We start from the raw sequence: 11162 nt of genomic DNA, 5'->3' as shown, positions 1-11162 counted from the left end.
CCCCCGCCCAGAAACTAAAAACAGCCGCCTGAATTCTCATTCAATGCCCCACTAAAAATGGGGGGATTACCAGCATCTTCTGCAGCCAAGGTTTGCTTAGAAACACTTGAAATAGATGCTTCTAGCGCTGCTGTAGCGGCTGTAATCTTTGCAATTAATTCGACCTGCAGATCTGTCTGGCTGATAACAGAATCAACATCATGCGAAATTGACGTTGCTGAATCCCCAACCAGGCCAGACGCTTCACGTATTTCAGAGACTATTCCACCGATGCCATCTTTCAAAAGATTGAATGATTTCGTCAGTCGAGGAGCCTTTTCACTTACCATTTTATCAAGAGTGACACTCATATCACCCTGGGCCACTTTTTCTATAGCCTGGGAAATAACCTCAAGAGCGGCATTTGAGTCTTTCTCAGCTTTTCCACGCTCATCTCGAAGCTTGTCTAGATATATGGAAATAGACAAGTCCATATCTAAAAGTGCGACCTTAAGCAGCGTCCCCAAATCTTTTCCAAGACGCTCTAGATCTTCTGATCTGTTTCTTCTTGAGGCCTTTTGCGCTGCCCGCGCTGTCAACTGTTGGACAATGCAATCTAAAAGGATGGCATAACCAGCGATGTAACACTGAGGATCAAGACCAATTTTGGCATGAGTGGTGCCAATTCTAATGACATTATCAATATACTTCTTGCCGAAGACGCCTGAGAGAATAGTTTCCCAGTGCTCCTTTTGCCGTAATTGCGCAGAATGCATCATTTCTTCATTTTTGAAGAAATGCCCAAGTTCCGGTGTTAAGTGCACACGTTGATAAAATTTATCGAGAGCTACATCAAGAATTGGACCGAGTTCAGAACGTAGCCGGGATAAAATCTCTCTTTCATCATCAGCGATCCCTAGGAAGGATAAACGACCTGAGATTGATGTTGATTTTTGGTCGCTCTTTTCCATTGCAGAAACATGCCTGCTCTGTCTCCATAAACACATTATCATTTTTGAAAGTGATTTGCGTGCAGGAGTAAAACTAAGCACACGCATATTTAAATGCAGGAAGATTGGCTTATTCTGTCACAATTATAATCACAGATAGAACAAATCTTCCTGCTGCCGCCCCTATGAGATTAGTGATAAAATCACATCCCTAGAGCACGGCGATAGATATCCAAGAGTGTTTCCTGTTCCTCAACCTCGGCGGGCTCTTGCTTCCGAAGTCGAATAATCTGCCGGATAACTTTGACATCAAAGCCGGCAGATTTAGCTTCGGTAAAGATATCCTTGATATCGCCAGCCAAAGCTTTGCGCTCTTCTTCAAGTCGTTCCACCCGTTCAATAATACTGCGCAATCTATCTGCTGCAATACCACCTACTGCTGCATCATCCTCGCCAGAAGAATGAACTGCTGCATGATCTGGCATTTTTAACCCCGTAAAAAATGTTTCGACAAAATTATATAAAGCCTAATCGCATTATCAATCAAATTTTGCATATGTTTTAAATAAAATCAAAAATCATTAACTTTCTGATTTTATAATATCCTTCAAATTCACCTTACCGGAATAAGGCCCAGTACAAAAAAACGAGAGGGCAAAGGTTCCGCCCCCCTTTACCCTCTCGCATCATAAAACCTAAGAATATTAAAAGAAATAAACTCAGGCTTCTGAAGACTCATGTTTACGGTGAGTACCAAGACCAGAACGATGAGCTTCGACCTTTTTCATTTCGGTATATACTTCGCAAGCCATAGGATAGTTTTCTGGGAGCCCCCAATACATCCTGTAGGCCTCAGGCCGCTGACGATGAGACCGTTCGATATGACGCTTTAGCATCGTAAAGTTCTTACCACAGTGAAGGCAGGTAATAGAGTCATGCTGAATCGACTCCGCCAATGGGACTGCTGGCTTATCTGATTCAGCGATCCACTGTCCTGGCTTCTCGGGCAGATCTGGTGACATGCCCTGCACAAAATTACTTTGCGCAATATCCATCACCGATTGGCGCTTCTTGGGAGTGTGTTGAACACTTTCCACCGGCGCCTGAACTTCAGGTGCATTTTCTTTTGCTTCAGTTGCTACGGGAGCTGGAGCTTCCGCCTGTTTCGGTTCTGGTATTGCATTTGCTTGAGGATGAACATCAGCAACAGACATCCCGGTCGGGCTAGGTAAATGACCTTGCCCCTTCTCAGAAGAGGAATACTCTCCTTCACCCAAAGGTATTTCTGAAGGCAAAAGCTTTGCTATGCGTGAAATTTCAGAAATCGCACTATTCATATCATAAATAATGCCAACATCAGCAAGAGCTGAAATTAGACCCAGTGTAGTGGCCAATCTTTCAGGGCTTTTTTCGGCAATGGATATCAGAGTAATGGTAACGTCACGAAGGCTGAAGGCCTGATTTATTATCTCATCAGGATTTTGCTTAGGCGTAAATTCCTGCTGAAATCTCATTGCCAAACGAGCAATCCCCTTTTGCGCGATCTCGCCTATGGAGGAAGCGCCGAGACCCACGACTAAAGGAGGCTGTTGGTTTGAACTTCTTTGAATTCCTGACATGTAAATCGAACTCCGTGTAAAGATGGAACCTACTATGAACACAAAAAGAGAACAAAAGGTTTCTGATGCATGATAAGATTAAGATGAAAAAGTATCAATCATAAAATTCCTCAAATTGCAGTTTGTTAGGCCAAGAGAGACGCTAAATAGCTTCTTCATTTTCAATCAGTTCATTGTTATCTTAGGATCCAGTTCATTTAAGACATGCCTAATTTGGTCTTTTGTCCAAGAATATCAGGGGAATACAAGGTGAAAGACAAAACCAAATTGTCAAAATCTCACACCCCCCTGTTATATGCTCTCCCACAGATCAGATCGACCAGAACCGCAACTCTGCTTGCTTTAGCATTTCTCACAATGGGCCTTGCCCCAGCCAGACCGAGCGAATCGCTCAAAAAGTGGGCTCAATCTCATACGATTACTGACCCAACTATTCATGCCACCGATAGCAAGAACGTAGAGAGAGGAAAACACTCCTTGCCTCCTCCCCCATATATAATCTCAGCGGCACCTAAAGAGCCTGTTATGACAAGCTCTTCTCTCACCCCGCTTCCCACTTCTGCACTTCCCATTATCGGTAAGGAGGCCAACTCAGTTCCAGGTCATCCCCCTGAAGGTTCATTTACGCCTCAACCCACATTTTCAGGTGATAAAAAGGATCTTGGCGCAAAATGGCTTCCTGCATTCCAGAACATGACGCCAGATCAAAAAGATCTATGGGGTATGCGCCATCTAACAACAAAAGATGACTTAATTAAAATGAAGTCTAACGCGAAAGTGAAAGAGGATCCCGACAAAGAAGGTCAGATTTCGCACGTGTCTCCAGACTTGTTCCTAACTCACAAACACGGCAGCATCCAACAGAATAGAACAACCAATGCCCTGCCAGTGAACTCCTGCACAGAATCTAGAGACCTTTCTGTCCTGCTTTCACCCCAATGCATAAAAGAGATGGATAGTGAACATGCGCGTGCCAGCAATGATATGACATCTTCTGAAGGTGTTTTAGATGGAGAATACAATAGGACAATGAAAAATATCATCCATCAGGACCCTTACCCCATAAACTGTCACATTTCATTTTTTCCAACTTCGGGTGAAGGCATAATCCATAATGTCAAGGTAACGACCATAAAGGCCTGCATGCTTGAAGCCGACATGGTTAGTGCCGGCAAAACAGGGCACGAGGCCGTAACAATTGATGATGAAAGCAATAGCACGCATTTTGACATAGCATGCGCACGATCTTCGCCCAATCAGATAAGCTGCAAGCCTCGTTGATGTTACGCAAACAAGAGCGTTTGTATTCAGTTACATTTTTGCGGCTTGGCCCATAAGAGACATCGATAGGCTATCAATGGCCCTTTTAGCTTTTTCAAGCATGCGAACCGCATTTACACATGCTTCTCCAGCGCTCTTTGTTGGATCAATCCCTCGCAACGATGAGGCTATGATATCAATCACCTTTTGAGCTTGAGGGGGCAAACCTTTAGCAGAAATTTCACTTACATCTGCTTGCTGATTAACCTGGCCTTCCACTTCATTGTCCTTATCAATCACACCCTTAAGCGTAAGGCGCCCTTTCTTTTTGTTGATTGTGGCACCATGAACAACGGTAACCGCCCTACGCCCTCTCCCAACTGGAATAACCTCAGGCTTCTTCTGTCGAGGGTCTTTGGCGCCTGACGCTCCAGATATAGAGTTTAAACGCATCATCTGCTCCATATCTGCGATTGTCTGATTTTTTTTCTTAACCTCATCTTGCATTTTAGAATTCTGTTCGACCAGTTCCTTATTTTCTTTCTTTCTGGCAGATATTTCCTTGCGCAATTCGGCCACTTCGATCTGCAGAATATCAAAGTCTTTTAATAAAGAGTTCTTTTCTGCAAGAGCACCCTCAACAGCCTCCAATTTTTCTTGCAATTCCAAGACAATGGGAAGTTTCGTTGGATCTTTGGAGTGCTCAGTCGCACTCCGAATACCCTTGATCGGTTTAATGGCACTTGGAGTTGGAGAGTTAACCACTGGGTTCTTACGTGGCCGGCCCCAACCCCGGCGCACACTCACCTGGGCATCTACTGGGACCGTTTTCTCACTTTTTTGGGGGACTAGATCAGGTATTGCCTGTTGAGGTTCTGCCTGTGCTTTTTTGCTTACAGCCTTTGACTTTTTGGCTGTTCGTGGAGTTCTAGATTTCTTCGAGACATTACTATTGACTGGGCTGACAAATTCCAACCCTCCCTCACGCTGTGAGGAGCTGTCATTCAGTTCAACGACACGAGATAGATTCCCCACCGCCTTTGGCGTCCTTGGCGAACCGCCCTCTCCACCCTTTGAGGTTTTGGGAGCACCTTGGGAGTAAGACCTGCGAAAGGCTTCAAGATCAAATTTCTTTTTATTGTTCTTTACAACTGCGATCATATCACTTTGACTCTATTGCTCAGCATTGAATGCATTCTATTGATAGACATCAAATTAAGCTAATGTCACCTCTATATCGAAAACAAATAAGATTCAATGAGATTCAACGCAATTCTTATAAAACTTCCCCACAACCGCAGCCTAGTAAAGATGTAAGAGTTAAAATGGCGGATTTCCGCCAAATCATTCTCCCGCATCTCTTTTCCCCAGAGTGAAATGCCTTGCCCGGCTCAAAATCATTCGCCAAGATTGTCGCAAAGAATGCCAGAGGCACAACCACCAAAAAAGTCAGAAAGCCGTCAAGGGGACAATAATGACTTGTTGCGATGAAATGCCTGATAACCTAGCAAATCAAACAATGAGTGCACCTACATTGCCCAAGAACGAATTATTAGATCCTTGCGCGATTGCCAGGTTCTGCACCTTCCCAATAAATTCTAAAGGGGAGATAGTAACAGAGAGAGGCATGGTCTTTGCTCTTTCTCCGGGAAATCAATGCAACACTTATTCTGCTCTTAATGGTCAGATAATTAGTGCTGGAGATTTTCACCAAGAAGCAATGGATGGCATTGAGAGAGCATGCGGGAGACTTCCAAAAAAGAAAAATCGGAAAACAAAATTATCTAAGCAGATTGTTCTCCCAATCCTGGCGATACAGTCAATTTTACTGATCATAATCTCACTCGAACTGACCCTGAAGACCAAGGTGAATCTCAACAACAATAGAGATTATCAGATATCAGAACACGCTCAGGGAATGGAAAAATTGAAATTTGCCGATCAGGGGCATCAATTAACTCCTGCTATATCGCCATACCCAATAATGAGCCCCCCGCCATCATTGATGCGTCACGAAAAAAAAACTTCATCACCTCAAAAAGGGGATCTTGAGCTCAACTCTCAGGCCATCGATCATCTCCAAAAATCAATAGTGAGTGGAGAGCCTCTTTCACAAGATGATTATAATGCTCTCCCAAAATACCTGAGAGAAGCAGTCGATGGCGCAGGACTAGAGGTGAGCGGCAGGCAACAGCCAAAAGATCAGGCAAAAAAGAACAAAATCAGCATAATCCAAGACGATGGTGCCCAACCGGACAATAACTCCACTCGCCCTGGTGAAGATCCTTATGGGATTAGCAACATGCCTCCTCCCCAGACCACTGTAGCTACTGGGAGTTTCCATATCCCAATGCCCGGAGGCAATGATCTACATAATAGAGATGATGCTGAAAATTTTGGCTTGGGCAAATTTCCATCAGCGGTATCAGACCGGTACCGATAGTATATACTACCCCCAACAGAGCAGAGATAAATTTTCATCTCTGCTCTGAATGGTGATTAGAATTTAAAATACTTATAGGTGTTTCCATTATATAATTTATATAATATAATAACTCTATTACATTCATTGGTTCATAAATTAAGAGTGCAAATAATGACAAACACTGCGATTCAAAACACCATTCCAGATGATAATGATTTTAAAGTAATACGCAAACTCAAGTCGCAAATCATCGAATACAGTGAAGATCTGCGATCCGATCCAGACATCAAACAAGCGCTATTCATTGATACCGAAACTACCGGCCTAGATAGCACTGTGGATGAAATAATTGAAATTGGCATCGTTCCCTTTCTTTATTCCAAAGCAACTGGGGGAATTATTGGATGTTTAGAGCCTTTCAATTCATTCCAAGAGCCAAGTCAACCCTTGTCGGAAGAGATTACAGATATAACCGGCATCACCAATGAAATGCTTAAAGGTCAATCCATAAACAAAGAAGCAGTTAAGAAAATAGTGTTAGAAAGCTCCTTTGTAGTGGCTCACCATGCCAATTTTGATCGACCTTTTGTTGAAAAGATAATCCCCTCCTTCTGCCAAATCCCTTGGGGGTGCTCATTGGAAGACGTACCATGGCGGCAATGTGGGCTGTCAGGCGGTCAATTGCTCTCATTAGCATACCAATCCGGCTTCTATTACGATGCCCACAGAGCAATTACCGACTGCTACGCTGGGATTGAGCTTTTGAAGATTGTGCGTGACAAGAATGGCGTAAATGCTTTTCAGCATGTGCTCGACAGAGGCAGAAGGCCTTACTTTAGGCTATGGGCTCAATTTACGCCTTACGAGTTAAAAAATAGCCTTAAGAAAAGAAAATATCTTTGGAATGACGGGACTGACGGAAGGCCTAAATCTTGGTACACGGACAAAATGTATTCAGAAGTTGAAAATGAGATCTCTTTCCTTAACAAGGAGATTTATCAAAGAGAAAATGACAATGTCATTATTAGGAAAATTGAACCGAGCGATAGGTTTACTAATCGGTGTTAAAGCCAATTATGGGGCTTGCAAGGATAAAATCTGATGATATAACCGCGATTAACCTTAATAGGATGATTTGAAAATCCTGGTACGGTGTATATTTTTGTTCATTAACCGAAAGAGCATTACGATGGCCAGCGGACTTAAAACAATCGGAAAAACCTGCGTATTTATTGATGGGTCAAGTCTTTATTCAACTTCACGCAACCTTAATTTTGACGTCGATTATAAAAAACTCCTTGAATACCTTGAACGTGAAACTGGCTTTCTAGTCCGCACATATTATTATGCCGCTATTGTTGATACTGAAGATTATTCCCCTCTTAAGCCTTTGACTGACTGGCTCTCTTACAACGGTTATACACTTGTAACCAAAACTGCCAGGGAATTTACAGATGCGACTGGCAAGCGCCGTGTCAAAGGCAATATGGACATTGAAATCGCTATCGACATGATGGAAATGGCTCCTCATGTGGATAATATGATTATCTTCACTGGAGATTCTGACTTCAGGCGTGCAGTCGAAGCGGTGCAGCGCCAAGGTGTTTCTGTAACTGCGGTCTCATCGAGAGAGACATCCCCGCCCCTCATCGGTGATGATCTACGCCGTCAAGTGGATCACTTCGTTGATCTCAATGATATTTCGAAACATTTTATCAGAGCAACAGATAAACGTGATAGCCACCCGAATGGTCGGTACAACGATAGTTCTTTCGACCGCTCAGAAGCTCAGGTTCTACCTGCTTCTCGCAACTCAGGCCCAATCAGAATGTGATCTCTGCAGAAACCTGACAATATCATCTACAAAGGGGCACAACTTGTGTCCCTTTTTTTGTCCATAAATTCATCTTCAAATTTCTAATGACGCAGCGACTGCGCCAGGACAAATTGGCAATCTGTGAAGCTTATTATTCCCAACAAAACTATCAGGACAAGCACACAAAGCATCTCCTATTCTGGAGTTACCTTTGCTGATGCCGTCCATAAAATCAGAAACAAGGTGTTCTGTTGGTCTAAAGACAACCCCAGCAAATCCTCCAGCCAAACACGCACTTAGTTGCGCATTTCCTCCGAGAGAAATTGATCTACGAACAATATCTTCATAATTATCACTGTCCTTTATGCATGAAATTGCCCCAAGGACATATTCTATTGGGTTAACGCCCACAGCAACCCCCCCCCGGCACCAAATTTCTTTATAATCCTCAACCTCAATTCCAAATGAACTTCTAACAATTCGAGGAAGGGTTTTAGGTGATTGCCCTGATTTCAAAGCCAACCCCACAACAGTCACAATTTTGATAAGCATGACAATGTCACGCTCATCCGTAAACTGAGCGCAAAAGCCTTCAACCCAGTCCATTGCATCATTCTGACATTCGAAAATCGCTGATGAAGCTAGGCTCAGGACTCATAGCCAGAACAAGACGGTTGCGGCGAGGCAGACTGCGGAGAAGAAGACGGTCGGGCATCTGTCATAGCGTGTTGCGACCCGTCTCCAGTCCTTGAGCCTGCCGAACATGATCTCGATACGGTTGCGTCTTTTGTATTTCCGTTTGTCGTATTTGACCGGTTTTGCGCGAGATTTTCGACCAGGAATACAGGGTTTGATCCCTTTCTCCTCCAGGGCCTCTCTGAACCAGTCAGCGTCGTAGCCCCGGTCTGCCAGCATCCATTCGGCTGATGGGAGACTGTCCAGAAGGGCAGCGGCACCAGTATAATCACTGATCTGACCTGCTGTCATGAAGAAGTTGAGCGGACGTCCGTTCCGGTCAGTGACAGCATGCAGCTTCGTATTCATCCCGCCTTTGGTCCGCCCGATCAAACGGCCTGGGCCCCCTTTTTTAACCGCAGGCTCGAAGCCGTGCGATGGGCCTTGAGATAGGTCGCATCAATCATGATTGTCTGAGGCTCTGCCTTGCCAGTAGCCAATCCCTCCATCATGCGGATGAAGATCCCCATAGCACTCCAGCGCTTCCAGCGGTTGTAGAGCGTCTTGTGTGGACCGTATTCCCGGGGGGCATCACGCCAGCGCAGACCATTTCTGTTCACGAAAATGATCCCACTCAACACACGACGGTCATCAACGCGAGGTTTGCCATGGCTCTTCGGGAAAAAGGGCCGCAGACGATCCATCTGTTCCTCGGTCAGCCAATACAGGTCACTCATCTTCAGTCTCCTCACAGAGGCTGAATCAGATTTCCGCAATCAAATCAATGGGTCCTGAGCCTAGCACTACAGTTGCATTTTGTGTTGAGTTCTGACTCTATGGGTAACCATGATTCAGGATATGATGAGTGGCGGTGCGTCTGTTGAGGAGACGCTGGCTTTGTGGGCGTCCGGGCTTCGGTCCGCCAAGGAGCGGATGGCGCCGCTGTTTACGCAGAAACGTGTCGTAGATTCAGCCTGTGCTTTTCTTGATGTTTTGATTGGCAATGAACCACGCAAGACGGGATGGATGCGAGCGGAAGCCGCAGGAGATCCTGGTCCATGGCGGCAGCAGGCGCTTCTGGGGCGCGGGCACTGGGATGCCGATGCCCTTCGTGATGTCGTCAGGGATTATGTGATCGAGCATCTGGGCACTGAAGAGGGCGTGCTGGTCATCGATGAGACCGGTTTTCTGAAGAAGGGTCAGGCGTCCTGCGGTGTGGGGCGGCAGTATACGGGATCTGCCGGCAAGATCACGAACTGCCAGATTGGTGTATTTGCCACCTATGTATCGGCGCGGGGCCATGCCTTTGTGGACCGCGCCCTGTATCTCCCGAAAGACTGGACATCGAACCGTGAGCGCCTGAAGCAGGCCCACGTTCCCGATGACGTGGTGTTTGCAACCAAACCGGCGTTAGCCTCGATGATGATTGAGCGGAGTATTGAGGCCGGTGTGCCCTTCCGCTGGGTTGCAGCAGACAGCGTGTATGGCGTCGGTGATGTGGAACGCACGCTTCGCCGGGCTGGAATTGGATATGTTCTTGGGGTCAAGGGCAATCACTGGTTCGGATCATGGGCAACGGAACCGCTGATTGCCGGAGAGGCGAAAGATATTGCAGCAGGACTGCCAGACCAGGCCTGGCGTCGTCTGTCAGCGGGGCACGGCACAAAAGGTGAGCGACTTTATGACTGGGCGTATCTTCCGCTTGCTGATCTGGATGCTGAAGAATTTGACAGCCCTATAGCCGGACCATGGACACGTGGCCTATTGATCCGCCGAAACATCTCTGACGGGGACCTTGCCTATTTTACGACCTGGAGCCCGAAAGGGACAACCACGCAGGAACTCGTGAACGTTGAAGGGACGCGCTGGAGGATCGAAGAATGTTTCGAGACGGCCAAAAACGAATTTGGTCTTGATCATAACGAGACCCGCTCCTGGCATGGTTGGCATCGGCATGTCTCTCTGGTCATGCTGGCCTATGCCGTCATGGCAAGTGTCCGGTATCAGGCAAACTCATTGAAACCGAAAAAAACACAACGCAGAACACGATAATCGTCGTCCGCTGGTCCATTCAGGAAATCAGGCGCCTCGTCGTAAAACTTACACAACGCAGACTACCTGTCTCTCACATCCTCAGATGGTCCGTCTTTCGACGAACACATCAGGCCAGCGCTATCCGCGCTCACTCACGACACAAAATGCAACTGTAGTGCTAGGCGAACGCTGCTTTCTGTCCCGGATAAAATCCTGTCCGGGGCAGAGGTGTGCTACTCATCAAGTTAAATGCCACCTGCGGCTCAAGTGATACGAAGAAATGGTATATGCCTGCTTTGGCAACCGCACGATTAGTCATCGAATGACCGGAACGTCGCAACACAATGGCTCTGGACATATAACCATGACAGACCCAACATGGGGAACAGCGGGCTAACCCCCGC

General features: G+C 46.0%; 11 protein-coding genes. 5 read left to right on the top strand and 6 right to left on the bottom strand.

Annotated features, from left to right (window positions below; all coding sequences use genetic code 11):
* Window positions 1-14 precede the first annotated feature (14 nt).
* From CSR02_RS13700 to CSR02_RS13690, 3 genes are all read right to left on the bottom strand, one after another.
* A complete protein-coding gene (locus CSR02_RS13700) occupies window positions 15-950 on the bottom strand; it encodes a protoglobin domain-containing protein (RefSeq protein WP_167384155.1) in 936 nt (311 codons plus the stop codon).
* Window positions 951-1132: 182 nt separating this feature from the next.
* The gene (locus CSR02_RS13695; RefSeq protein WP_099542024.1) at window positions 1133-1414 is read right to left on the bottom strand and encodes a DUF2312 domain-containing protein; all 282 of its coding nucleotides are present in this window, start codon (window positions 1412-1414) and stop codon (window positions 1133-1135) included.
* A 234-nt stretch (window positions 1415-1648) separates the two neighbouring features.
* Window positions 1649-2548: a MucR family transcriptional regulator gene (locus CSR02_RS13690; RefSeq protein ID WP_143225603.1), complete on the bottom strand. Its 900-nt coding sequence runs from the start codon at window positions 2546-2548 to the stop codon at window positions 1649-1651.
* A 525-nt stretch (window positions 2549-3073) separates the two neighbouring features.
* Between CSR02_RS13690 and CSR02_RS13685 the strand changes: the two genes are divergently transcribed.
* The gene (locus CSR02_RS13685) at window positions 3074-3829 is read left to right on the top strand and encodes a hypothetical protein (protein ID WP_099542022.1); all 756 of its coding nucleotides are present in this window, start codon (window positions 3074-3076) and stop codon (window positions 3827-3829) included.
* A 30-nt stretch (window positions 3830-3859) separates the two neighbouring features.
* On the opposite strand, the gene CSR02_RS13680 is transcribed toward CSR02_RS13685, so the two are convergent.
* The gene (locus tag CSR02_RS13680) at window positions 3860-4969 is read right to left on the bottom strand and encodes a cell division protein ZapB (protein ID WP_099542021.1); all 1110 of its coding nucleotides are present in this window, start codon (window positions 4967-4969) and stop codon (window positions 3860-3862) included.
* Window positions 4970-5282: 313 nt separating this feature from the next.
* Between CSR02_RS13680 and CSR02_RS13675 the strand changes: the two genes are divergently transcribed.
* The 3 genes from CSR02_RS13675 (at window position 5283) to CSR02_RS13665 (ending at window position 8067) form a co-directional block, all read left to right on the top strand.
* Complete coding sequence (locus CSR02_RS13675; protein ID WP_099542020.1) at window positions 5283-6251, top strand: hypothetical protein; 969 nt, start codon at window positions 5283-5285, stop codon at window positions 6249-6251.
* A 153-nt stretch (window positions 6252-6404) separates the two neighbouring features.
* Window positions 6405-7301 (top strand): 3'-5' exonuclease, encoded by an 897-nt coding sequence (locus CSR02_RS13670; protein ID WP_099542019.1) that lies wholly within the window; start codon window positions 6405-6407, stop codon window positions 7299-7301.
* A gap of 121 nt (window positions 7302-7422) precedes the next feature.
* Window positions 7423-8067, top strand: a complete 645-nt coding sequence (locus CSR02_RS13665) for a LabA-like NYN domain-containing protein (protein WP_099542018.1) — start codon at window positions 7423-7425, stop codon at window positions 8065-8067.
* 75 nt (window positions 8068-8142) lie between these two features.
* On the opposite strand, the gene CSR02_RS13660 is transcribed toward CSR02_RS13665, so the two are convergent.
* A complete protein-coding gene (locus CSR02_RS13660; protein ID WP_099542017.1) occupies window positions 8143-8655 on the bottom strand; it encodes a hypothetical protein in 513 nt (170 codons plus the stop codon).
* Window positions 8656-8703: 48 nt separating this feature from the next.
* Window positions 8704-9461, bottom strand: a protein-coding gene (locus tag CSR02_RS13655; protein WP_099046885.1) for an IS5 family transposase whose coding sequence is annotated in 2 segments (ribosomal slippage) — window positions 8704-9140 and window positions 9140-9461 — 759 coding nt in all. Because the reading frame shifts where the segments join, the coding sequence is not laid out codon by codon here.
* 109 nt (window positions 9462-9570) lie between these two features.
* Here CSR02_RS13655 and CSR02_RS13650 point away from each other — a divergent pair.
* Window positions 9571-10776, top strand: a complete 1206-nt coding sequence (locus CSR02_RS13650) for an IS701 family transposase (RefSeq protein ID WP_019089646.1) — start codon at window positions 9571-9573, stop codon at window positions 10774-10776.
* Window positions 10777-11162 lie beyond the last annotated feature (386 nt).

The sequence above is a fragment of the Acetobacter pomorum genome, from assembly GCF_002738225.1.
Classification (GTDB): domain Bacteria; phylum Pseudomonadota; class Alphaproteobacteria; order Acetobacterales; family Acetobacteraceae; genus Acetobacter; species Acetobacter pomorum.
This window is presented reverse-complemented; position numbering and strand designations above follow the sequence as displayed.